The organism is Erythrobacter sp. RANMB8, assembly GCF_056848235.1.
In genome coordinates this window covers 243,092-266,617 of sequence record NZ_JBREHG010000002.1, presented here as the reverse complement: position 1 = coordinate 266,617, position 23,526 = coordinate 243,092, and the positions used below count along the sequence as shown (strand labels likewise).

The 23,526-nt window shown below is 65.3% G+C and carries 20 protein-coding genes; 5 read left to right on the top strand and 15 right to left on the bottom strand.

Annotated features, from left to right (window positions below):
• Complete coding sequence (locus tag ACU0AG_RS04335; protein ID WP_482781035.1) at positions 1–900, bottom strand: N-acetylmuramoyl-L-alanine amidase family protein; 900 nt, start codon at positions 898–900, stop codon at positions 1–3.
• A 425-nt stretch (positions 901–1,325) separates the two neighbouring features.
• Between ACU0AG_RS04335 and ACU0AG_RS04330 the strand changes: the two genes are divergently transcribed.
• Positions 1,326–4,049 carry an Rne/Rng family ribonuclease gene (locus ACU0AG_RS04330; RefSeq protein WP_482781034.1) on the top strand — a complete coding sequence of 908 codons (2,724 nt, stop codon included), beginning with the start codon at positions 1,326–1,328 and terminating at the stop codon, positions 4,047–4,049.
• 57 nt (positions 4,050–4,106) lie between these two features.
• Here the strand turns inward: ACU0AG_RS04330 and ACU0AG_RS04325 are convergent, their stop codons facing one another.
• Complete coding sequence (locus tag ACU0AG_RS04325; RefSeq protein ID WP_482781033.1) at positions 4,107–4,739, bottom strand: class I SAM-dependent methyltransferase; 633 nt, start codon at positions 4,737–4,739, stop codon at positions 4,107–4,109.
• Between the two features lie 93 nt (positions 4,740–4,832).
• Here ACU0AG_RS04325 and ACU0AG_RS04320 point away from each other — a divergent pair, with 93 nt between their 5' ends.
• Positions 4,833–5,135 (top strand): hypothetical protein, encoded by a 303-nt coding sequence (locus tag ACU0AG_RS04320; protein ID WP_482781032.1) that lies wholly within the window; start codon positions 4,833–4,835, stop codon positions 5,133–5,135.
• Here ACU0AG_RS04320 and ACU0AG_RS04315 read toward each other — a convergent pair.
• Positions 5,132–5,860, bottom strand: coding sequence for an SDR family NAD(P)-dependent oxidoreductase (locus tag ACU0AG_RS04315; protein ID WP_482781031.1), 729 nt, complete (start codon positions 5,858–5,860; stop codon positions 5,132–5,134). The genes ACU0AG_RS04320 and ACU0AG_RS04315 overlap by 4 nt on opposite strands.
• A gap of 167 nt (positions 5,861–6,027) precedes the next feature.
• Between ACU0AG_RS04315 and ACU0AG_RS04310 the strand changes: the two genes are divergently transcribed.
• Genes ACU0AG_RS04310 through zapE form a run of 3 tightly spaced genes read left to right on the top strand, consistent with a single transcriptional unit; the run spans position 6,028 to position 8,391 of the window.
• Positions 6,028–6,807, top strand: a complete 780-nt coding sequence (locus tag ACU0AG_RS04310; protein WP_482781030.1) for a succinate dehydrogenase iron-sulfur subunit — start codon at positions 6,028–6,030, stop codon at positions 6,805–6,807.
• A gap of 4 nt (positions 6,808–6,811) precedes the next feature.
• A complete protein-coding gene (locus ACU0AG_RS04305) occupies positions 6,812–7,273 on the top strand; it encodes a PaaI family thioesterase (protein ID WP_482781029.1) in 462 nt (153 codons plus the stop codon).
• Entirely contained in the window at positions 7,270–8,391 is a 1,122-nt protein-coding gene (gene zapE, locus ACU0AG_RS04300) for a cell division protein ZapE (protein ID WP_482781028.1), read from the top strand. The genes ACU0AG_RS04305 and zapE overlap by 4 nt, the downstream gene beginning before the upstream one ends.
• Here zapE and ACU0AG_RS04295 read toward each other — a convergent pair.
• From ACU0AG_RS04295 to ACU0AG_RS04240, 12 genes are all read right to left on the bottom strand, one after another.
• Complete coding sequence (locus ACU0AG_RS04295) at positions 8,388–10,283, bottom strand: XrtA/PEP-CTERM system amidotransferase (RefSeq protein ID WP_482781027.1); 1,896 nt, start codon at positions 10,281–10,283, stop codon at positions 8,388–8,390. The two genes, zapE and ACU0AG_RS04295, sit on opposite strands and share 4 nt — an antisense overlap.
• 10 nt (positions 10,284–10,293) lie before the next feature.
• The gene (gene xrtA, locus ACU0AG_RS04290) at positions 10,294–11,262 is read right to left on the bottom strand and encodes an exosortase A (RefSeq protein ID WP_482781026.1); all 969 of its coding nucleotides are present in this window, start codon (positions 11,260–11,262) and stop codon (positions 10,294–10,296) included.
• A gap of 31 nt (positions 11,263–11,293) precedes the next feature.
• Positions 11,294–12,514, bottom strand: a complete 1,221-nt coding sequence (locus ACU0AG_RS04285; RefSeq protein ID WP_482781025.1) for a TIGR03087 family PEP-CTERM/XrtA system glycosyltransferase — start codon at positions 12,512–12,514, stop codon at positions 11,294–11,296.
• 12 nt (positions 12,515–12,526) lie between these two features.
• The gene (locus ACU0AG_RS04280) at positions 12,527–13,588 is read right to left on the bottom strand and encodes a FemAB family XrtA/PEP-CTERM system-associated protein (RefSeq protein WP_482781024.1); all 1,062 of its coding nucleotides are present in this window, start codon (positions 13,586–13,588) and stop codon (positions 12,527–12,529) included.
• Positions 13,588–14,514 (bottom strand): XrtA system polysaccharide deacetylase, encoded by a 927-nt coding sequence (locus ACU0AG_RS04275; RefSeq protein ID WP_482781023.1) that lies wholly within the window; start codon positions 14,512–14,514, stop codon positions 13,588–13,590. Before ACU0AG_RS04275 ends, ACU0AG_RS04280 begins: the two co-directional genes overlap by 1 nt.
• Positions 14,515–14,517: 3 nt before the next feature.
• Positions 14,518–15,696 (bottom strand): XrtA/PEP-CTERM system-associated ATPase, encoded by a 1,179-nt coding sequence (locus ACU0AG_RS04270; RefSeq protein ID WP_482781022.1) that lies wholly within the window; start codon positions 15,694–15,696, stop codon positions 14,518–14,520.
• 16 nt (positions 15,697–15,712) lie between these two features.
• Positions 15,713–17,371, bottom strand: coding sequence for a porin family protein (locus tag ACU0AG_RS04265; protein WP_482781021.1), 1,659 nt, complete (start codon positions 17,369–17,371; stop codon positions 15,713–15,715).
• Positions 17,368–18,336 carry a P-loop NTPase gene (locus ACU0AG_RS04260; RefSeq protein ID WP_482781020.1) on the bottom strand — a complete coding sequence of 323 codons (969 nt, stop codon included), beginning with the start codon at positions 18,334–18,336 and terminating at the stop codon, positions 17,368–17,370. The genes ACU0AG_RS04265 and ACU0AG_RS04260 overlap by 4 nt, the downstream gene beginning before the upstream one ends.
• Before the next feature lie 16 nt (positions 18,337–18,352).
• The gene (locus ACU0AG_RS04255) at positions 18,353–19,873 is read right to left on the bottom strand and encodes an XrtA system polysaccharide chain length determinant (RefSeq protein ID WP_482781019.1); all 1,521 of its coding nucleotides are present in this window, start codon (positions 19,871–19,873) and stop codon (positions 18,353–18,355) included.
• Between the two features lie 16 nt (positions 19,874–19,889).
• Positions 19,890–20,531 (bottom strand): XrtA/PEP-CTERM system exopolysaccharide export protein, encoded by a 642-nt coding sequence (locus ACU0AG_RS04250; RefSeq protein WP_482781018.1) that lies wholly within the window; start codon positions 20,529–20,531, stop codon positions 19,890–19,892.
• Positions 20,532–20,731: 200 nt separating this feature from the next.
• Positions 20,732–21,958, bottom strand: a complete 1,227-nt coding sequence (locus ACU0AG_RS04245) for a pyridoxal-dependent decarboxylase, exosortase A system-associated (protein WP_482781017.1) — start codon at positions 21,956–21,958, stop codon at positions 20,732–20,734.
• On the bottom strand, positions 21,955–23,502 hold the full coding sequence (locus tag ACU0AG_RS04240) for an acyl-CoA ligase (AMP-forming), exosortase A system-associated (protein ID WP_482781016.1): 1,548 nt from the start codon (positions 23,500–23,502) through the stop codon (positions 21,955–21,957). Before ACU0AG_RS04240 ends, ACU0AG_RS04245 begins: the two co-directional genes overlap by 4 nt.
• Positions 23,503–23,526: the final 24 nt, after the last annotated feature.

Here is a 23,526-nt window from a genome sequence, read left to right as displayed (position 1 = left end):
CTATTCCCCGCCTGCTCCCGTATCGGCGCGTCTGGCGAAATAGACGCGGATCGCCTGCGCCAGAGCTGCTGCATATTGCGCCCTTCCCTGCGTCGTCGTGAGCCGGGCACGGTCAGTGCGGTTGGTGACAAAACCACTCTCGAACAGCACGGAAGGAACATCGGGTGCGCGCAAGACCGCCAGAGCGGCAGAGCGCTTGGGTTGCGGATGAAAGGCGAGTTGCGCTTCTCCTTCGCGCACCACCAGCCCGGCAAATTCCAGCGCACTTTCCTGTGTGCGTTGTTGCGAGAGTTCGACAAGGATCGCGCTGACCGCCTCGCTTGCGCCCTCGATTGCAATCCCGTTCAGCCGGTCGGCATCATTCTCGCGTGCGGCGAAGCGGGCGGCAGCTTCGCTCGATGCCTGTTCGGACAGGGTGTAAATGCTCGCACCGCTGACATCGTCGCGCTCTCCGGCAGAGTCGGCATGGATGGAGATGAACAGATCGGCGTCGAGAAGTCGTGCGATTTCAGGTCGGTAAGGGAGCGGCAAGATACGATCGTCCTCCCTTGTCAGCGCAACGCGAATATTCCCCGCACGCAAAAGTTCGTCGCGCAATGCGATGGCGATGGCGAGCGTGATATCCTTTTCGCTGATCTTGCGCCCGGCAGCGTCGGTGCCAATCGCGCCGGGATCGCGTCCGCCGTGCCCTGCATCGATCACCACCAGCGGGCGGGAGGGATCGTCAGGTCCGGCGATATCCGGCAAATCGATAGCAAGGTCTTCCTGTTCCAGTGCAAAGCGCAGAACATAATCGCGTCCCCAATGCGGCACCGGGATCACGACATTCAGGGCGGCTGCCCCGCCAATCAGCAGCACGGGTGCCAGCAGCACGATCAGCAGCAGGGTGCGATAACTCATCCTGCAAGCGGCTTACGTTCTTGTGCCGAGGAAACGCAATAGAGTTGCGGGGTTTGCCCCACAGTGCTAGCGGTGTTGCCAGAGAGGCAGCATTATGGCGCAATCGCGCTCCGACCGCCCGCCTCTTGAGCCGGACCACTCCATTCTCACGGTTTCCGGCACAGTACAGGTTGATGCAGTGACACGACGTTTTTTCCCGCAAATCAGCATGATGCGCATCCCGCGCTCCGTTGCTGTTGCGGGTCAATGCGCGGCGGCTTGCCGCACGTCGATCAATGCAGACACGAGCTTCGCGCCGACCGCCCGCCACGGGCATGGCGCGACAATCCCTTCCGGCGCGACCTTCGGGCAGGCCGGTTCATCCCACAATTCGCGCCCCCTTCCCCCGCTCACGCGGCCAAGGCCGGGCGCATGGAGACTATTACATGGCAACGCGCATGCTTATCGATGCGCGCCACCCGGAAGAAACCCGGGTGGCGGTTCTGCAAGGCAACCGGATTGAGGAATTCGATTTCGAATCTGCCGAACACAAGCAGATCAAAGGCAATATCTATCTCGCCAAGGTAACCCGGGTCGAACCTTCGCTGCAGGCGGCTTTCGTCGACTTTGGCGGCAACCGTCACGGCTTCCTCGCCTTCAGCGAAATCCATCCCGATTACTACCAGATCCCCAAGGCGGATCGTGACGCACTTCTCGCTGCCGATGCCGAAGCTGCCGAGGAAGAGGAACGGCTTCGCGCCGAAGAGGAAGCCGAAGGCATCTCTCCGGGTGACGAATACGACGCCGAAGACGATAGTGGTGAAGCACTGGCCGAAGACTTCGCCGAAAACGGGGTCGAGGAAGTCGACACCTCCGACAAGGACGACGTTGCCACGATCGAAGACGGCACCTCCGACGAGGACAGTTCGGACGACGATAATGGCGATGAAGAGCAGACCGACGAGGCTGGTCAGGATCGCGGGCGTGGCCGTCGCGGCCGGCGCCGTCAGGGCAAGGGTAATGACACTGCCAAGGGCCGCAGCCGCGCCAAGCAGGTCGACGAAGTTCGCGCCAAGCGGCAGGAATTGCGCCGCCGTTACAAGATCCAGGACGTTATCCAGCGCCGGCAGGTGCTGCTCGTTCAGGTCGTCAAGGAAGAGCGCGGCAACAAGGGCGCGGCGCTGACTACCTATCTCAGCCTTGCCGGGCGCTACACAGTGCTGATGCCGAATTCGTCGCATGGCGGCGGGATCAGCCGCAAGATCAGCTCGACCAGCGATCGCAAGCGGCTGAAGGACATGGTTTCGGACCTCAAGCTGCCCAAATCGATGGGCCTGATCGTCCGTACCGCCGGCATGAGCCGCACCAAGCCTGAGATCAAGCGCGACTTCGATTACCTCGCCCGCGTGTGGGACGAGATTCGCGAAAAGACGCTCGCATCGGTGGCGCCCGCGCTGATCCATTCGGACAGCGACCTGATCAAGCGAGCGATCCGCGATATCTATAACAAGGAAATCGAGGAAGTCGTCGTCGAGGGCGAGGAAGGCTACAAGTCGGCCAAGGCCTTCATGAAGCTGCTGATGCCCAGCCACGCGCGGCGGGTGAAGGCCTATTCCGATCCGGTGCCGCTGTTCCAGCGCTATGGCGCCGAAGACCAGTTGCGCGCGATGTATGATCCGATGGTGCAGCTGAAGAGCGGTGGCTATCTGATCATCAATCCGACCGAGGCGCTGGTGTCGATCGACATCAACTCCGGCCGCTCCACCAAGGAACACGGGATCGAGGCGACCGCGCTTCACACCAACCTTGAAGCCGCCAAGGAAATCGCCCGCCAGCTGCGCCTGCGCGACATGGCCGGTCTGGTCGTGATCGACTTCATCGACATGGAGTATTCCAACAACGTCCGTAAGGTCGAAAAGGCCATGAAGGAGGCGCTGAAGAACGATCGCGCCCGCATTCAGGTCGGCCGCATTTCGAGCTTCGGCCTTATGGAGATGAGCCGCCAGCGCCTGCGGACCGGCGTGCTTGAAGCCACCACCCGCCCCTGCCCGCATTGCGATGGCACCGGCCTTGTGCGCACCGCCTCCTCGGCGGGCCTCTCGGCGCTGCGTCTGATCGAGGACGAGGCGGCAAAGGGCAAGGGCACGCAGATCCGTCTGGCAGCCAGCACCGAAGCGGCGATCTACCTGCTCAACGAAAAGCGCGCCGATCTGGTCGAAATCGAACAGCGTTACGGCGTCAGCGTTGAAGTCGTGCCGGAAGGCGAGGACGAAGGCGCCAAGATGAGCGTGTCCAGTTCCGGACCCCGCCCGTCGCACGCGCCCAAGTTCGAACCGATCATCGACGAAGACGAGGACGAGGACCTCCCCGAGGAGGAAGAGGACTTCGCCGAGGAGGAAGAAGAACAGCGCGAACCGCGCGCCCGCCGCGAGCGGCGTGAGGGCGGGGACAACGAGGACGATGGTGGCCGCAAGAAAAAGCGCCGCCGCCGTCGGGGCGGCCGCAACCGCAACCGCGGTGATCGCGAAGATGGCCTCGAAGGCGAAAGCGGCGAAAGCGGCGATGCCGACGAGACGGCCGACGCTCAAGGCGACGCCGGTTCGGCGGAAGGTGAAGAGCAGAATGGCACCGATGCCGAAGGTCGTCCGAAAAAGCGTCGCCGTCGTGGCGGGCGCGGTCGCAAGCGGCGCGATGGCGCCGGCGAAGCGACAGAAGGCGAAAACACCGAGGACGGTGGTGGTGGCGAGGACGGCGAGGTAACCGCCGAAGCGTCCGAGCCTCAGGCAGTAGCGGCAACGCCGGAAGTCGCAGAGGCTGAGCCTGCAACCGAAGAAACCCCCGCGGAAAAGCCGAAGCGAAAGCGCGCCCCGCGCAAGACCAAGGCGATGCTCGCGGCGGAAGCCGATGCAGCCGCAGCTGCCGAGACCGAGGCTGAACCGGTCGCAGAAGCTGCTCCTGAGTCAGAAGCTGAGGCCGAGGCTCCAGTCGAGAAGCCCAAGCGCAAGCGCGCCCCGCGCAAGGCCAAGGTTGCTGATGCGGCTCCGGCAGAAACTGCCGAAGTCTCTCAGGCCGAGCCGGAAGCGCCCGCAAGCGCAGCAGAAAGCGATGCCCCCCCGGCCAGCGAAGCAAAGCCGCGCAAGGGTTGGTGGAGCCGCACTTTCGGCGAATAACGGCAACAAGCCGGGCGAATTTCAGGGGCGGGAGCAGGCAACTGCTCCCGCCCTTTGTTATGGCAGCTTGCGGGCGATGCCCCACTCCATCCACCCGGCAAATCGCGGTGCTTTGGGGGTATAGCCCTGACCCAGCGTCTCGACATCGAAGCCCGCGCCGGAAAGCGCTTCCGAAATCGGGCGAGTGAGGTGACAGCCGCCTGCAAGACGTTTCCACACTAGCTCTATCCGCTCCTGCCAGCCCCGCACCGATGCATCGGGCGCGCGGCCATGTTCAAGGAACAGCGCCTGTCCGCCCGGCCGAAGGATACGGCGCAGTTCGCGCATCACCTGCGCCGGATCATCGACCGAGCACAGGGTAAAGGTGCACACCACGCAATCGAAGCTGGCGTCGGCAAATGGGATCGCCTCGCCCCGCCCCTGCCTGAGATCGGCGGCCCAGCCCTTGTCCCTCGCAGCGGCACGTGCACCATCAAGCAAGCCTTCATGCGGATCGATCCCCGCGTAGGATGTGATCCGCGAAGGATCGTAGAACGCATGATTGATCCCGCCACCGCAGCCCAGCTCGAAAACGTCACCGGCAGCTCGCGGCACGACGGCCGCGCGCCGCTTCATGACCTGCCCCTGCGAACATGCGCAGGTGATCAAGCGCGGCATCACATTCGCCTCGTACCAGCTTTTCAGTCCCATCGATGCTTCCCTCGCTTCGCCTCTTTCCCTCTGCGACAAGGCGTGGCACGTTATGGCGCAATTGCCAAACCGGCTTCTGGGAGGATGCCTTTCATGTCCACCACCAACCCCGGCGCTTCCGCCTCCAGATCGGGGTTCCGTTTCCATCCCGGGCTGTGGATCGGAGCAGCGATGTTGCTCGCCTTTCCCGCACTCGGCACGATGATGAGCGAGGAGGTCAACTGGGGCCTTGAGGACTTCGCGGCAATGACGCTGTTGCTCGCGCTGCTATGCGGCGCGATCGAGGCTGCGCTGCACTTTCTGGATGCCCCGCGCTGGCGCATCGGCGGGATCATGCTAGCGGTGCTGATGTTCCTGACGATCTGGGCGCACCTTGCGGTTGGACTGTTCGACTAGGCCGGAACCTCCTCGCCGCGAAAATCGAACACCCGCCCAGACTGATCAGGGGCAAGACCTGCCAGCACACCGAGCAGATTGTCAGCGGCATCGCCCGGCGCAGTCAGCTGCCCTTCGGGCAAGCCTGACTGGAACGGTGCGGAAAGTGCGCTGTCGACCGTTCCCGGATGCAAGCCGGCGATCACGCCCAGCGGATGGGTGCGTGCCATCTCCAACGCGAAGTTCCGGATCAGCATGTTGAGCGCGGCCTTGCTCGCACGATAGGAATGCCACCCCCCGAGGCGATTGTCGGAGATCGACCCGACCCGCGCCGACAAGGCCGCAAATACAAAGCGTTCGTTGCGCGGCATCAGCGGCAGCATATGCTTGGCGACCAGTGCCGGGCCAATGGTGTTGAGCGCGAACACCTGCGCCATCGCCGCAGCATCAAGCCGCTTGTAGGTGCGCTCCGGTCCGGTGCCATCGGGAAGGGTAAGCACTCCGGTGGCAATAATTACCCATTGCGGCGGGGCATCCCGCATCATGGCGGCAGCAGCAGCAATGCTGGCTTCATCGGCAAGGTCAAAGGCGAAGGGACGGATCGCAGCGTGCCGCGGCCCCTCGCCAGACCGCGAACCGGCAAAGACCTGCCCGACGCCGCGAGCCGCGAGTGCCTCGCACAGCGCCCGGCCGATCCCCCCGCTCGCCCCGAACACGCAGGCGCTGCGCGGCCATTGTGACCCCATTTTCGATACTTGTGCTGTCATTGCCATCGCTGCTCAAGCGCCCCGCGAGCCGCTTGGTTCCGAACGGTGAGGCGCATTCAACGGTTGTGCAAAAGCGCGCAACTGCGCCCGCTTGCGCGGCGGGACAATGGCGCTAGATAGGGTGCAAATCAAAACGGGATCAGTTCATGGCAACCTTCACTCTGCCCAAGAATTCAAAGATCAACAACGCCGGCAAGGTGCACAAGGCATCGGGCGGGCGCGTGAAGGCGTTCAAGATCTACCGCTACGATCCCGATTCCGGCCAGAACCCGCGTTATGACAAGTTCGAGATCAATCTCGATGAATGCGGCCCGATGGTGCTGGACGCCCTGTTCAAGATCAAGAACGAGATCGATCCGACCCTGACCTTCCGCCGTTCGTGCCGTGAAGGCATCTGCGGTTCGTGCTCGATGAACATGAACGGCAAGAACGGCCTCGCCTGCACCACCGCAATCGAGGACCTGAAGGGCGAAATCCGCATCACGCCGCTGCCGCACATGGACGTGATCAAGGACCTGGTCCCCGATTTCACCCATTTCTACGCGCAATACGCCTCGATCCGCCCCTGGCTGCAAACAGTCAGCCCGACGCCGAGCGGCAAGGAACGGCTGCAATCGCCCGAACAGCGCGAACAGCTCGACGGCCTGTATGAATGCATCTTGTGCGCCTGCTGCTCGACCTCGTGTCCGTCCTACTGGTGGAACAGCGACAAGTTCCTTGGCCCGGCGATCCTGCTTCAGGCCTATCGCTGGCTGGCTGACAGCCGCGACGAGATGACCGGCGAACGACTCGATGCGCTCGAAGACCCGTTCCGGCTCTATCGCTGCCACACCATCATGAACTGCGCCAACGTGTGCCCCAAGGGCCTGAGCCCGGCCAAGGCGATCGCGGAGACCAAGAAGATGATGGCCGAGCGGGCCATCTGACGCGGTGACTTTCAAGGACGACGTGTTCGAGCACGGGCCGGACCCGGACAATCCGGGCTGGAACCACTGGAACCTCAAGGACCAGACGCTGTTCAACGGCGCGGTGATGGGCAAGCTCATCACCCGTGTCGATCCCGACGGGAAGGCGCGGCTCCGGATGTTTCCGGAGCGCAGGCACGAAAACCTCCAAGGTGTCATCCATGGCGCGATCACTCTCGCGCTGATCGATATCTCGCTGTTCGTGACCATGCACCGGATCGGTACCGGCAATGCGGGGCCTTCGGTTACTCTGGAACTTTCGACGCAATTCGTGGGCGGCGGTGATCCGAAACGGCCGCTGGATGCGGTGACCGAGATTGTGCGCGAAACCGGCAAGCTTGTGTTCGTGCGCGGGATGGTGGAGCAGGACGGCGATGTCGTCGCCAGCTTTTCGGGCATCGTGCGCAAGATGCAGCAACGACCGTGAGCGGATTGCTGGCGCGCTATGACGCGCTGATTGCCAGCGGAGAACTGCGCGCAGACCCCGACCAGCGTGCCGCGGCCGAGCGGCTCGACCGGTTGCAGCGCGAACTGGAAGCGCCGCCGCCGAAAAAGGGTCTGTTTGCCCGCCTCACCGGAACCGCAGCAGCCACCCCCGATCCTCGCGGCGTCTACCTGTGGGGCGGCGTCGGGCGCGGCAAGTCGATGCTGATGGACCTGTTCGTCGAAACACTCGGCATCTCCGCCAAGCGCCGCGTCCATTTCCATGAATTCATGCTCGAGGTTGACCGGCTGATCGCCGCCGAGCGCAAGGCCCAGCGGCAGGACCCGCTGATCGCGGTGGCAATGCGCATGGCAGAGCAAGTGCGCTGCCTCGCCTTTGACGAGATGGTCGTCAACAACACCGCCGACGCTGCAATCATGGGCCGGTTTTTCACCGCCTTGATGGAAAGCGGCACCGTGATCGTCACCACCTCCAACCGACCGCCCCGCGACCTTTACAAGGACGGGTTGAACCGATCGTTGTTCCTGCCCTTCATCGATCTGGTCGAGGCACGCATGGATGTGCTCAGCCTCAACGGACCAACCGATTACCGGCTGGAACGGATCGGCGGGCTGGCAACCTGGCACGCGCCGCTCGGCGATGCCGCCACCGCGCAGGTGCGGGAAGCCTTCTTCCGCCTGACCGACTTCGCGCCCGAGGATGCTGCCAATGTCCCCAGCGGCGAACTGGACCTTGGCGGCGGCCGCACCCTCTACGTGCCCAAGAGCCTCAAGGGCGTTGGCGTGTTCAGCTTCAAGAAGCTGTGCGGCGAAAACCGCGGAGCAGCGGATTACCTCGCAATCGCCCATGCCTATCACACGGTGATCCTTGTCGGCATCCCGAAGATGGGGCCGGAAAACCGCAACGAGGCGATCCGCTTCACCAAACTGATCGACGCGCTTTACGAAAACCGCGTGAAACTGTTCGCCACCGCCGCAGCCGAGCCGGAGCAGCTCTATCAGTCAGGCGACGGCGCGTTCGAATTCGAGCGGACGGTGAGCCGGCTCAACGAAATGCAGAGCGACGATTACATGGCGCTGGGCCACGGAGCGGAAGGCTAGGCGGAGACGCCGAGCTGCCCGAGCGATTTCTCCAGCATCAGCAATTGCCACAGGGTGCGCGAATGATCGGCGCGCCCTGCAATATGCGCCTCGGCCAATGCACCGATTGCTTGGCGATCGAAGAACCCGGTTTGCGCCAGACTGCCGCTGGCAATTCCCCGCGCCGCGCCTGCCAGCGGGCCGCGCAGCCATTCGGCGATTGGGGTCACGAAACCCTGTTTGGGCCGGTAGAGAATGTCATGCGGCAAATAGCGTTCGAGCGATTTCTTGAGCAGGAATTTGCCGGTCCCGCCTCTCACCCGCATCGCTTCGGGCAGGCGTGCGGCAAACTCCACCAGACGGTGGTCGAGCAGAGGCTCGCGCGCTTCGAGGCTTACCGCCATACTGGTGCGGTCCACCTTGGTAAGGATGTCTCCGGGCATCCAGAACATCAGGTCGGCATATTGCGCCCGGTCGAGACCCGAACGACCCGGAGCGGCGCGCATCAGCGCAACCAGTTCATCCTCGCCGCGAAAGCCCTGAAGGCTGGCGGTGAAGCCTTCGGAATAGAGCGCCCGCCGCGCATCCGGCAGTGTCACCGACAGGCCGCGGGCATAGCCCTCCTCGCCGCTCTCCGCGAGCGCCAGCAGGGTGGCCTTGGCGCGCAAGGGACGGGGTGCCCAATCGGCCTTGGGCCAGAGCCGGCCCAGCGCACCGAACAGGGGTTCGCGTAAACCGGCGGGTAGCACCGAACGGGCGCGTTCTTCGTGATGGTGGAACACCTGACGGCGGTATCCGGCAAAGGCCTCGTCCGCCCCATCACCCGACAGCGCCACAGTAACCCGTTCGCGCGCCAGCTGGCACACGCGCCATGTCGGCAGGGCAGAAGCATCGGCGAACGGCTCATCGAACATCGCGGCGAGAGTGTCGATCGCGGCGAAATCGTCGGTCGCGACAATCCGCTCCTGATGATCAGCACCGAACTTCGCCGCAACCTGACGGGCATAGGACGTCTCGTCATAGGCGGCGACATCGAAGCCGATCGAGCAGGTCTGCACCGGCGACGCGCTCGCCTCGCTCATCAGCGCGACCACGCCCGAGGAATCCACGCCTCCCGAAAGGAAAGCACCCAGCGGAACGTCCGCCACCATGCGCGAACGCACGCCTTCGCGCATCAGGTGGATCAGCTGCGCCGAAAGATCAGCCTCGCTGCCCTTTTCGCGGGCGGTGAAGTCTATATCCCACCACCGCTGCGGACGGCCCGGCGCCTTGCCCTGTTCAAGCAGCCAGAAATGCCCGGCAGGCAGCTTCTCGACCCCTGCAAGGATCGAATGGCTGTCAGGCACATAGCCCCAGGTCATATAAGCCTCGATCGCCTGCGGATTCACACGGCGGCGCAGCAGCGGGTGCGCGAGCAGGCCTTTGAGTTCCGAGGCAAAGGCGATGGAGCCATCCGATAAGGCCGCATGGAACAGCGGCTTCACCCCGAACCGGTCACGGGCGAGCAGCAGTTGGCGCTTGTCGCGGTCGAACAGCGCGAAGGCGAACATCCCGTCGAGCCGTGCGAGGCAATCGACGCCCCAGCGCCGGTAGGCTGCCAGAATCACCTCGGTGTCGCCGCTGGTGCGGAACGTAAAGCCCGCTTGTTCCAGCTCTGCGCGCAATTCGCGGAAATTGTAGATTTCGCCGTTGAAGACGATCACCGCCCTGCCATCGGGCGAATGCATCGGTTGCGGCGATCCGGCCACATCGATGATCGACAGGCGGCGGTGCCCAAGCCCTACCCCGTGATCGGTCCAAACCCCCGCCCCGTCAGGCCCGCGATGGGCGAGTGCATCGCACATCCGCTCGACCCGCGCAGGATCAACCGGCTTCGGGGTTTCGGCATGAAAGATCCCGGCAATTCCGCACATTTGCGGCGGCCTAAAGCATGGTGGCCAGCGCCGCAATCGCTGCAAAAGCGGCGATCACCAGCGCGGTGGCGAAGGGCGAAGGGCTGCGGGCTTCGGCGCGGGCGACCCAGCGCTGAGGCTCGATCGCTTTGGCGGTCCAGCCGTAATCCTCCGGCTCGCGTTCGAACCAGCGCCATGCCCCCGCCAGCATAGCAGCGACCACAATCGCGAAGAAGATCCAGCCATAGACGATATGGTCGAACCCGCTCGCCTTCTCCGCCCCGACATATTGCGCGACATAGACCGTCGCCCAGGCCCGCACCCCGTTGGCAAGGATCGGCACGATCACGCAGGCGGCAAGGAAAACGGCGCGCCGTTTCCAGCTGGCAAAGCGGGTGAAGCACACCAGCACACCCAGCGTGACCATGGCGATCAGGAATTTCACGCCCGAACAGGCCTCGGCGACGATGAACAGGCCTGCGGGCGTGTCGATATAGATGCCGTCGATCTCGGCCGGAACGCCGCTCCAGCGGGTCAGCGCAATGGTGATGTCGGCGGTGATGTATTGCAGCGGCGGGATGATTTCGTCACCGAAGGGCACAAGGAACACGCCCATCGCCAGAGGAAGGGCGAGCAGCAGACTGGCGCGCAGGCCGAGCACGGCCACCACTGCCCCCTGCAAAGCGCCGACAGCACCCGCATGGGCGACAAGGTTGATGCCGGCTGCGCGGCCTGCCCACCACAGGCCCAATCCGGCGGCAACCAGCGCAAGGCCGGGGAGCCACGGCTGCGGCGTGATCTTCGCCAACTCGCCCGCCTTCAGCAGTGCCAGCCAGCCAATGATGAAGGGCACCAGCAGGAGGTGGTTATAGGTATCGATGTTCCACCACTGATGCAGGATCTCGCCCCAGCTGGCAGCCGTGACGGCGATAAGGGCGACTGCGGCAGCAGCAAGCGCCAGCAGCGGCGAGCGCCATGCTTCGGGGATGCGCTGCGACATGGCAGCAGGAGGAGCAGGCAAGGCCGCAGGTTCAGGCGGCATGGCGTTTCCCCTCCCCGCCCTCGCCCAGCAGACCGGCGAGCGGGGCCATCATGGCGTCCCAGCCGTGGTGATCACACACGAACCGGCGTGCCGCATGACCCATCTGCCCGGCAGCCGCAGGATCGGCGAGCAGCGCGGCGATGCGGCCGGCGAAGGCAGCGGGGTCTGGCGGGCACACCACCCAGTCGCGCCCGTCGCTTGCAGCAATGCCGGTCGCGGCATCGGGCGTCAGCACCACCGGCTTGGCCATCGCCATCGCCTCCAGCACCTTGTTCTGCACCCCGCGCGCGATCAGCAGCGGAGCCAGCACGGCGTCGGCAGCGGCGATAAAGGGACGCACATCGGGCACCTCGCCCCACACCTGCACGCCCGGAGTGCCGTGATGCGCCATCAGCCTGCCAGTCGGATTACGCCCGACCACATGGAACATAGCTTGCGGGAAGCGGGAGCGCAGTTGGGGCAAAAGCGCCTCGATCACCCACAGCGCGGCCTGTTCGTTGGGACGGTAATCCATCTGCCCGGTAAAGACGAAATGCCGCCCCGGCAGGCCGCCAATCACGGAATGGGGGCGCACGGCATCGGGATTGAAGATAGCGGAGTTGATCCCGTTGCCGATCACGCGAACTTCGACCGTCTCCGGCTGCGTCAGACGGCTGCGGTACAGCGCGGCTTCGGCGGCGGAGATCAGGATCGTGGCATCGGCGCGCCGGCCAAGGCGTTCCTCTTCTGCCGCCAGCAACCGCGCCTCGCGGGTATTGAGCCACACGCGCTCGCCTGCCTCGGCGTAGCTGGCGAACTTGGCGCTATCGACGTCGCACAGGTCGATCACCACGCGGCCAGTGAAGTCATCGGGGACGTATTGTCCCATCTGCCCGGAAAAGACGACGATCGCGGCAATGTCCCGCGTGGCGATGGTTTGATTCACCCAGCCCGCCAGCCTGCGCGAATGAAACGCGGTCAGACTGACCGGCTTTCCCGCAAGGACCGCTTCGATCCCCGCCAGCGGCAGCGGCTTGGTGCGCGGCGCGATACAGCAGGTTGCAGCAAGCCGTGCAAGGTCGGCAGCGGCCGCCGCATCCCCTTCTCCGAAGCAGCCGACATGAACGGGCGCCAGCCGTGCAAGCGCCTTGAGCAGATGGTGCGAACGGATCCGGTCGCCGCGATCGGGCGGAAACGGCACACGATGGGCGAGGAACAGGATGTCTCCCATCACGCCAGTCCCCTAGGCCAGCCCACGTGCGATCCACGGTCCCACGAAATTGGCGAGCGGGAGCGGCAGCTTCTTCCAGAGTTCGATCTTGCGGCTGTAGCTTGCGTCGGTGGGGTCGATATTGCGCGGTGGCGCGCCCGGTGCGGTCCACGCGCCATAGGTCAGCGGCACGGGATCGAAGCCCCAGTTCTTCTTGAAGGCAAACGGGCCGCTGCCGGTCTTGGACCGCCCGAAATCGAACCGCTGCATCCCATGCCTGCGGGCGTGGAGCATCAGTTCATAATACATCAGTTCATTGGCGCGGGCAGCGCGGGCGGCATGGCTGCCACCGCCCCAGAACGGCAGCACCGCACCGTCGTGATAGAAACTCAACACGCTCGCCAGCGGAGTGTCTCCCTGCCACACAGTGAGGATATCGCTGCTGGCGGGAAAGGCCTCCAGCATCGCCCCGAACAAGGCGCGCGGGAACACCGGCGTTCCAAGATTGCGGACGCTTTCGCTGTAGCAGGCATAATGCGCCGCAAGATCGCTGGCGTTTCGCCCGATGGTGACACGGTGGCCAAAGCCCAGCCCCTTGCGCACTTCGGCGCGGGCCTTGCGCGGAATGGCGAGCAGTTCCGCCTCGTCATCGGGGGCCAGGGCCCGTTCAAAGCCGCAATGCTTGTCGCTCCATTGGTCCCAGCCCGCAGGAATCGGCCCGCCGCGCAGTTCGACACCGGAAAAGCCCCCGCGCATGGCATGGGCCTGTGCCGCTTCAGCCAGCGCGCGCACCGCGCCCTCGCCCGTTGTCAGAAGACCGCCGCCGACACCGAACCCGCTCGACACAAGTGCCTTGCCGAACAGCACAGAGCGCACCTCGGTGAGCGGGAGCCAGCCGGTGATGACGCCCAGCCGCTCGCTCACCAGCCCGGCAGCGCGCTGACCGGTGCCTGCGGCAACCGCTTGCAGCCATGCCGGGCGATGGAAAATGCTTCCGCGCTGCTCCCCCACGAAGCCCTCGATACGGCGCAGGTCTGCCGCATCGCCGAAATCGGCCAGCCGCACGGTGTCGGCCACCTTGACCGGCGCGTTCATCAGGCGATTTCCGCGGTCAGTTCGAGCGGTTCGAGTTCTTCCGCCCGTGCCGCCTCGCGGTGGGCGATCATGTCCATCCGGCCCCAGCGGAATTCGCGCACCAGATCGCCCAGCTTGTCGGCCATCCGCGCAAGGCCGGTATAGTGACGCAGGCGCGAGCGCATCGGCGCATGGCCGACACGCGGCTGATCTGGGTCGACCTCCCACGGGTGGAAATAGAATACCGCCGGACGGTGCTCGTCTCGGTTCACCTGCCGGATCGCCCAGCGGGAGAAAGCATAGGGCAACACGCGGAAAAACCCGCCCCCGCCCGCTGCCACGCGCCGTCCGCCAAGCATGGCGGTGGTTACCGGCAGTTCGATCATCTGCGACCATGGCAGCGGGCGGAAGGCAAAGCGCGGAGCTTCGGGCCAGCCGTAATGATCATGCACCACCGGCGCGACGCTGGAGGAATAGGCGTAACCCTGCTCGGCCAGTTCGGCGAAGGCCCAGGGCGTGCGCTGATCGATCGAGAAGCTGGGGGCGCGGTAGCCGGTCACCTTTGCGCCCGAACAGTCCTCGATGATTGCGCGGGCCTTGCGGATATCCTCGGCAAACGCGGCGCGGCTGAAGGTGAACACGCGGGCGTGGTCATAGCCATGGCTGGCAAGTTCATGCCCGGCCTCGGCAATGCGGCGGATCATCTGCGGATGACGCTGCGCCACCCAGCCGAGCGTGAAGAAGGTCGCCTTCACATCGGCCTCGGCGAACAGGTCGATCACGCGGTAGACATTGTCTTCCACGCGGGTCCTTATGCTGTCCCACTCGCCGCGGGCAATGACGTTTTCGAACGCGCCGACCTGAAACCAGTCCTCGACATCGACCGACAGGCCGTTGACGATCGCGGTGCCGGTATCATCGGGCAGGATCGGGGTGTGTGCGTTCATGGCTCAGGCGGCCTCGCGCGACGGGTCTTCCTCAAGCCATTCGATCAGCATCGTCAGCACATGGCGGAAGGATTGCTCCTGCTCCTCCAGACGCGCCTCGATCCGTTCGAGCGCCGCGGCAAAGCGGGCCTCGGCGATGCGGATCTGATCGGGGGAAAGCGGCTCGCCATCGCTGTCCTTGCGGTTGGTGCCAGCCGCCTGAAGCTCGCTGATCGCAGCTTCGAGTTCGGCAGTGCGGGCATCGCGCTGGGCCAGAAGGGCTGCAACTTCGGTCGCCGGCAGACTGCCCTGCGGAGCGGGACCCGCCGCTCCGGGAGCAGCAGCAACCGGTGCAGCGCGCAAATCGCTGCCGCCGCGCGCGCCGCGGGTCTGGTCGGATGCCATTTCGGCGATCACATCGTCGAGCATGGCCAGCGTCAGCTGGTCGCGCCCTTCGATTGCGCCGAGCAGCAGCAGGCGGTTCATCACCTGGTTGACGCGGCGCGGAATGCCATCGGTGTGACGGTAGAGCGCATCGATCAGCCCGGTCTCGAAACCGGGATGGCCGGTCCAGCCGACCTGCCCCAGCCGGTGCCGGACGTAATCCTCCACCTCGCCGCTATCCAGCGCTTCGAGATGGTGCGAGGCGATGATCCGCTGGCGCAATTGTTCAAGCCCCGGATGATGCGCGACCGTACGGCGGAACTCCGGCTGGCCCAGCAACAGGCTTTGCAGCAGCGGGTGCGAGCCGAGCTGGAAGTTCGACAACATCCGCAGCTCTTCCAGCGCGGTCAGTTCAAGGTTCTGGCATTCGTCCACCACCAGCAGGCAGCGGCGGCCGGCGCGGGCCTCGTCCTGCAGGAAGCGCTCGATCGCGCCGAGCGCACCCGCCTTGTCGTGTCCTTCGACCGCAAGCCCGAAAGCCTGCGCGACGACATGGACGATCTCCGCCCCGTCGAGCGCCGAAGTGACGATCTGCGCCACGCTGAGCGCTTGCGGGTCGATCCGCTCCATCAGGTGTGCCACCAGCATCGATTTGCCCGCGCCCACCTCGCCGGTGATAACGATGAAGCCTTCCCCCTGCGAAAGACCATAGCCCAGATAGCTCATCGCCTTCTTGTGACTGGTGCTTTCGAAATAGAAGCTCGGATCGGGCGTCAGCTGGAAGGGCCGTGCGCTAAAGCCGTAGTGGTGTTCGTACATGAGGCTCTGATCCCCGTCAGAAATTGTAACGCAGGCCAACCAGCGCGGTGGCAAAGGCAAAGTCTTCGGCGGTGAACTGGCTGTCGAAGTAATCGACTGCCAGCGCCGCACGGCCCGTCAGACGCTGGGTGATCGACTGGTTGTAAGCCGCCGATGCCCCCATCGCGGTGACATTGTTGTTGGCCCCCGCCGGATCGAACCAGTTGACATAGGCATTGGTGGTGATGTTCGCGCTCTGTCCGATCTCGCGGGTCAGGCCGCCGATCACGTAGTAGCTTTCATCGGTCAGCCCATCGAGCGGGCTGAGCACCGTGCCGGCCGCCGCGATGAAGGTGCGCCGGTCATACCCTGCCCCGATCGCCGCCGTCGTGCGGCCCATCTGGCGCTGGTAGGAAGCGCGCACCCCGCGCCCGCGGAACGCCGCCGACCGGGCCGAACCCAGCCCGCCGATCAGCGCCTGTCCCTGCGTGCCGCTGACCAGTCCGCCGAAATCGCCGGTGACCGGATTGCGGATCGCCTCGAAGTCGCTGTCGAGCCCGGCAAGGCTGTTGTTCAGCAATCCGCCGAAGCCGCTCACCCCGTCATAGGCCGACAGGGCAAAGGCACTGCGCTGGCTGGGGGCGTAGGTGAAGGTGCCGTAATAGGTGGTCGAATCGTACCGCCGTCCGACCGAAGCTGCCAGATTGGTGCGCGACGAGGGACGCCACAGCACGCCCACATCCCACAGCAGGCCATCGACCGCAAAGGCGATCCGGCGCGGTGCGGCGCTATCGGTGACAAAGCGGCCATCCGCGCCGATCACCGGAGCGCCATTGGCATCGCGCAGCGCATCGCGGCTGGAAATTTCCACATCCTCGTAACCGGCACCTGCCACCAGCGCGAGGCTGGGACTGAGCGGCAGCGTCACATCGCCGCGCACGTAAAGATCGCGCACCCGCTGGTCGAGGTTGGAGATATCTTCCTGAAATCCGCCCGCCGTCACCGCGACGCCCACCGGCAGCACCTCGCCGGGGCGCACGCCTGCGCGCAGCTGACCGAGATAGGTCACGCTGTCATCGAACACATCGACGGTCTGCCCCTGCGGGGTCACCAGTGCCTGATCCACCTCGAAGCGGTTGTAACCTACGCGGGCCACCCCCTGCACATCGACATCGCCGACGCGGGTGTTGAGGCTCGGCCCGGCATAGGCGCTGTAGAAGCGGCTTTCGGCATCCTCGCGCACCAGCGGGTTGGCAGTCGCCGCCCCGCTTGCGTCGATCCGCGTGCGCGAGGCAAGCGCGCCCGCTTCAAGGCTGAGGGCATTGGGCACCAGCGCCAGCGTGCCGCGCGCGACCCCGCTGATCGTGTCGGTGTCGATGCTGTCGTCGCCGTATCCGATGTTGCGTTCATAGCGCAGCGAAACCGCCGCGCCGCTGTTGCGGCCCTGCACGTTCATGTCGACCCCGACCGCAACCTGCGTGAAGGTGACGACATCGTTGCCGGGGCTGAGTTCGGCCGAAACCACCTGGCCGACTTCGATATAGGGCTGCACCACGCGGTTGGCGCGTTGGCCGGGAACATCGCCGCCCTGACCCTGGCCCTGCCCTTGCGACTGGGCGACAGCGGGCACAGCAAGCGCCGAAGCCGCGGCGCCAGCGAGCAGCACGTTTGCGATTATGCGGGGACGCATCATCATTTCCCCCTCGATCCATAAGAGCCGAAGCGCCGCCCGGAGGGGCTGTAACGCGCGGCGTTGAGAAGCAGTTTGATATCGCCGCAGGCCGACAGCAGTTGCTGCGCATCGTCGAGTGCGGCGCGGCTCGTCTCGTCGGCACGCACCACCAGCAGCGCCTGCCCGACATGCTGGGCAAGCTCGGCAGCGGGCGAGGCAGCCAGCGCGGGCGGCGTGTCGAAAATGATGATCCGGTCAGGCGCGCCCTGCGTCAGCCGGTCAAGCAGCTGGCCGGTGCGGGCGCTTGCCAGATATTCGGCATCGAGCGTCATCGCCGTGCCGGCAGGCAGCACGAACAGGCCTTCGATATCTGTGCGGATCACGAGGCTTTCGGGCCTGATCGAAGGATCGGCGAGCGCATCCATCAGGCCTTGTTCCGCCTCGATGCCGAGCCTTTCGGTGATCGATGGTTTGACCACATCGGCATCCACCAGCAGGACTTCGATCCCGCGTTCGGCGGCCAGTGCGATGGCGAGGTTGGTGGCGCAATAGGTCTTGCCTTCGCCGGTATGGGGCGAACAGACCAGAATGCGGCGCGAGAGCGCCGAATTGCCCGCACGGGCATCGGCCAGCAGCTCGCGCTTGACGATCCGGAACTCCTCCAGCAGCCCGGTCACCGGGTCTTCGGGCACAATCAGGCCGGAATCGCGCAGGTGATCGCGGTCGATTGCAGCGCGCGGGCCGCAGAACTGCACCTTGGGTGCCGGGGCCTCCTGCGCAGCAGGGCGCTCGCCGCGGTCCGGAGCCGGACCGGCAGGCTGGACGGGGGCCGCCGCAGCCGCAGCGGGACGGCGCAAGGCCGCCGGTGCCTGCGGGACAGGTGGCACGGCAGGCGTTGCCACCGGGCCAAGCCCGAAGGCAGCATCCGCCCGTTCGAACAGCGAAGCGGGCCGTGCGCCCTCGCGGTTGATCTTGCCCTGATCGGTCATCGTGTTTCCTCCACCCTCACGCAATCGTCCCGATCGAGACGATCTCGATGGCGATCAGGATCACAAAAATGGCGAACAGCCCGCCGCAGGCTCCGGCAAATTGCTTCAGACGCTGGCGTTCGACCTTGCGGGCGACATCCGACATGGTGAGCGACACCGCGCCGATCACCGGCAGGTCGAAAGCGCGCTCCAGCTTCTGCGGGGTCGCGAAAGTCGAGCGGAACTGGCTCACGGCATAGGCCACCGCCACGCCTGCCCCGAGGCCGACGATCAGCACGCCGAACAGCAGCAGCGGGCGGTTGGGCGCGGCGGGCTTTTGCGGGACGCCGGGTTGCTGGATGATGTCGAACCGGAACTGGCTGGCCTTGTCCTCGACCTTGCCACGCGTGCGCAGCGCCTCGCGGTCCTGCAGCAGCTTTTCGTAGTTCTGTCGCAGCACATCGTAATCGCGGCTGATGCGGTTGGCTTCGGCTGCAATGGCCGGCTCGCTCGCCTGGCTAGCCATCAGGGCCGCAAAATTGCTCTGGAGCGCGGCGCGGCGGGCCTGCAAGGCTTCGACCGATGCCTGCCGCTCGCTCTTGATCGCCACCAGCGAGGCATAGGCCGGATTGGGCGCACCGCCCGCATCTGCCCCGAAGGCAGCCGCCTGCTTGGTCAGGATCGCAACCTGCCGGGTGGTCGAGACCACATCGGGGTGGCTGTCGGTCAATCCGCGGGCGCGCAGTTCGGCCAGCTGGGTCTGGGCCTGCATCAGCGCCGCTTGCGGGCCGACCGCATCGCGACCGCCCGCAAGCGTGCGCGGGGTGCTGGCCAGCTGCCCCGAAATCGCTGCGAGCGCACTTTGCGCGGCGGCAAGATTGGCATCGACATCGCGCAGTTCGGCACGCGCCTGCTGCACCTTGTTCGACAGGCTGTCAGACCCGCCGATAAGATCGGGATACTGCGCCTCGAACGCCAGACGGCGCTGTTCGGCTTCTTCCAGTTCGAGCTTGCGTTCATCAAGCTGGCGATCGAGGTCGCCGATTGCCGAACTGATCCCGGCGCGGTTGCCGACGATGTGCTCCTCGCGCAGGATATCGAGCAGCTTCTGCACGACATCGCGGGCCAGCACGGCGTTTTCCGCATCCGACAGATCGCTGCGGCCGATTGCGGCAGTGATTTCGAACAGGTTGTCCTGCTCGCTCGTCACCTTCACCTTCTTTTCCAGCTCGCCGATCATCGCATCGAGCGCGCCGCGCTCGGTTACGTCCTCGCCGAGCCGGGTCGAGGTGATCACCTTTTCGAGGTTCTTGGCGCTCGACAGGGTCTGGCGCACGCGCATGATCTCTTCCTTGCCGTCACCGGCAATGCCGAGTTGCTTGGAGAGCACATCCTGCACGTCGACATAGACGCGGGCCTTGGATTCATAGGAATTGGGAATCATCGCGATCACCAGCCAGCCCAGCAGGCACACGCCCCAGGCGACCGCAATCGCCAGCCACCGCCGGTGCCAGACCGACCAGAGCGCCGCGCGCAGTTCGTCGAAAATTTCGCTCATGGCCGCAGCCGCTCCCTCAGAACCGGCTTTCCGGGATGATGATCGTGTCGCCCGGCATCAGCATGACGTTGGCGGTCGAATCGCCCTTGCGGATCAGATCCGACAGGCGGACGCGGTATTCGACCTGCTTGCCGGTCTCGCGATTCAGCCTGATCAGCTTGGCGCGGTTACCGGCAGCAAATTCGTTGAGCCCGCCGACAGCAATCATCGCATCGAGCACGGTCATGTTGGCGCGGTAAGGCAGCGAGGCGGGCTGCGCGGTCGCGCCGATGATGCGCACCTGCTGGGTGAAGTTGCCTTCGGGGGTGTTGACGATCACCGAGACGATCGGCTGCTCGATGTATTTCGACAGCTCGCCCGCGATGTATTCCTGCAGCTGGGTGGCGGTCTTGCCCACGGCGGGGATGTCCTGCACCAGCGGAATTGTCAGCCGGCCATCGGGGCGCACGCGCACCTTGTCGGCGCTGAGTTCGGGGTTGCGCCAGACGTGAATGGTGATCTCGTCGAGCGGACCGATGGTGTATTCCTCGCTCGGGGCGATGGAGTTGCTCGAATAATTGGCCTGCGGCAGCTGCGGGCCGCCTCCGGCGCAGGCAGTCGTCAGCGCCGTGGCGAGGCCAAGGGCGGCGAGGCGGGAAAGGGGCAGACTTTGGGGCATTGCACGAGGATCCTTGGCCGTTTCGAAGCCGGAGCCGCATGCATTGTGCAGGAGCGACCTGCGACACGCGACCTCCGGGTATGGGGTCTCTTGTCGCCGGAAATGGTGAACATCTGGTTAGTTATACAGCGCCCAATGCACCCCCATCCCGCTTCGGGACAATGGCTTATCGGGAGTTAACACCCCCGCGACCGCACGCCTCAGACCAGCAGTTCGGCCGCCGGTCCGTGGCCGAGGAAAGCCGAAGGGCTGGCGCTCGCGCCATAGGCCCCGGCGCAGAACACCGCGACCAGATCGCCGACATCGGCACGCGGCATCATCGCCGCATCGGCGAGCCGGTCGAGCGGGGTGCACAGGCAGCCGACGATATTGACCTCCTCGACCGGCTCTTCGCCGTAACGCGTTGCAATCGCAGAAGGATAATTGCGCCGCACCACCGTGCCGAAATTGCCCGATGCGGCCAGCTGGTGATGCAGCCCGCCATCGGTGACGAGATAGGTGACCCCGTGGCTGACCTTGCGGTCGATCACGCGGGTCAGATAAACCCCCGCTTCCCCCACCAGATAGCGGCCAAGTTCGATGCACAGTGCGGTATCGGCCAGCACCGGCGGAAGCTGCTCCAGCCGACCCGCCAGCGCCGCGCCGACTTTCGCCAGATCGACCGGCTCGTCACCGGGGAAATAGGGAATGCCCAGCCCGCCGCCCATGTTCAGCTTGGGCAGGCCGTGGCCGATATCGTCCGCCAGCTGCGCTGCAAGGTCGAGCACATTGGCCTGCGCCTCGATGATCGCATCGGCGCTCAGGGTCTGGCTGCCGGTAAAGATGTGCAAGCCCCGCCATTCGGCGCCCTCGCCGATCACGAAGCGCGCCAGATCGGGCACCCGCTCGGCATCGACGCCGAATTGCTTGGCCCCGCCGCCCATCTTCATCCCCGAACCCTTCATCTCGAACGACGGGTTCACGCGGATGGCAATGCGCGGCGCCTTGCCGAGCCGCTGGCCGATGGCGAGCGAGCGCGATGCCTCGCCCTCGCTTTCGCAATTGAGCGTGACGCCTGCGGCAATCGCCGCCTCCAGCTCGTCATCGCGCTTGCCCGGTCCGGCAAAACTGATGCGCGCAGGGTCGATCCCCACCGCCATGCACAGGGCCAGTTCGCCCGAAGAGGCAATGTCGAACCCGTCGACCAGCGGAGCCATGTGGCCGATCACCGCCAGATGCGGATTGGCCTTGACTGCGAAGTTCACCCCGATACGCGCGGGCAAAGCGGCGCGCAGTTGCGCCACGCGGGCATCAAGATGGGCACGCGAATAGACGAACAGCGGCGTGCGTCCCGCCTCGGCCACCAGCGCGCTGGCGGTCTTCCCGCCAATCGCCAGCTCGCCGCCAACCATTTCATATCCGGCAGGGATCGGGCCGACAGGCTTCATGCAGCAAATTCCTTGTTGAGTTCGGCTTGCAAGGCCGTGCGATCGATCTTGCCATTGGGGTTGATCGGCATGGCATCACGCCAGTGGATGTGCTGGGGCTGCATGAAGTTGGGCAGATCGCGCTGGAGCCGTTTGGGCAGTTCCGCCCGCGCCGCTGGATCAGCCGCGCCGCGCACCACCAGATGCACCGCCTGACCCAACCGCGCATCGGCAACGCCAAGCGCAACCGCTTCGGCGACCAGCCCGGTGGCAATCGCAGCCTCCTCCACCTCCTGCGGGCTGATGCGGTTGCCCGCGCTCTTGATCATCGCATCGCGCCGCCCGGCGAAATAGAGCAGCCCCTGGGCGTCGCGCCGCACGCGGTCGCCCGACCATACCGCCGTGCCGCCATAGGCAGAGGCCGCCGGCGCAGGCTTGAAGCGTTCGGCGGTGCGCTCCTGATCCTGCCAGTACCCTTGCGCCACCAGCGGGCCGCAATGGACAAGCTCGCCCTCCTCGTCATCGGCGGCGATATTTCCGGCATCGTTGATCACCAGAATTTCCGCGAAAGGTATCGCCTTGCCCATCGAAGTCGGGTGCGAATCGACCAGCGCCGGATCGAGGAAGGTCGAACGGAACGCCTCGGTCAGGCCATACATCGGGAACAGGCGCGCCTGCGGGAACATCGCACGAAGCTTGCGCACCAGATCGGTTGTCAGCGCCCCGCCGCTGTTGGTCAGCCGCCGCAAGGGCGCCGAGGCCTCGGCGGGCCAGTCAAACTCGGTCAGCTGCACCCACAAGGGCGGCACCGCAGCCAGCGTCGTCACGCCGTGCTTCGCGCAGGCCTTGGCCACATCCTTCGGGAACAGGAAATCGAGCGGCACCGCGCAGCCGCCTGCATACCACGTGCTCAAAAGCTGGTTCTGCCCGTAATCGAACGACAGCGGTAGCACCGCCAGCGTCACATCATCATCGGCCAGACCCAGATAATGCGCCACGCTGACCGCACCCAGCCACATATTGGCATGGCTCAGCATCACACCCTTGGGCCGTCCGGTCGAGCCTGAGGTATAGAGGATCGCGGCCAGTTCGGCAGGATCGGCATCCGACGCGGGCAGTTCTGCACCCGCCGCCTCTGCCGCTGCCAGCGCCTCGCCCTCGCCCAGCGCTGCGCAGCCTGCGGGCAAATCGCCCGGCTCCAGCGTGGCGAGCCGCGCACCGGTGCCGATCAGCAGCCTTGTGCCGCTATCGGCCAGAATATGCGCCACCTGCGCCCGTTTCAGCAGCGGATTGACCGGCACGTGCACCAGCCCGGCTCGCGCCGCCGCCAGCGGCAGCAGGCAGGTGATTTCGCCCTTGGCCGCCCAGCTTGCGACCCTTGCGCCCTTGTAGGGCACCATCTGCGCCAGCCAGCCCGCCAGCATCGCGACACGCTGTCTTAACTGATTGTGGTTAAACGTGACCTCGCGAAGCACCAGCGCGGGCCTCTCCCCACGCCCCGCCGGCCCTGCCAGTTCGGCAAGGTGATCGAGCGGACGCGGGAGAGGATCGGGCTGATGCGGCATATTCGGGAGCATTCTTTTCCAGTG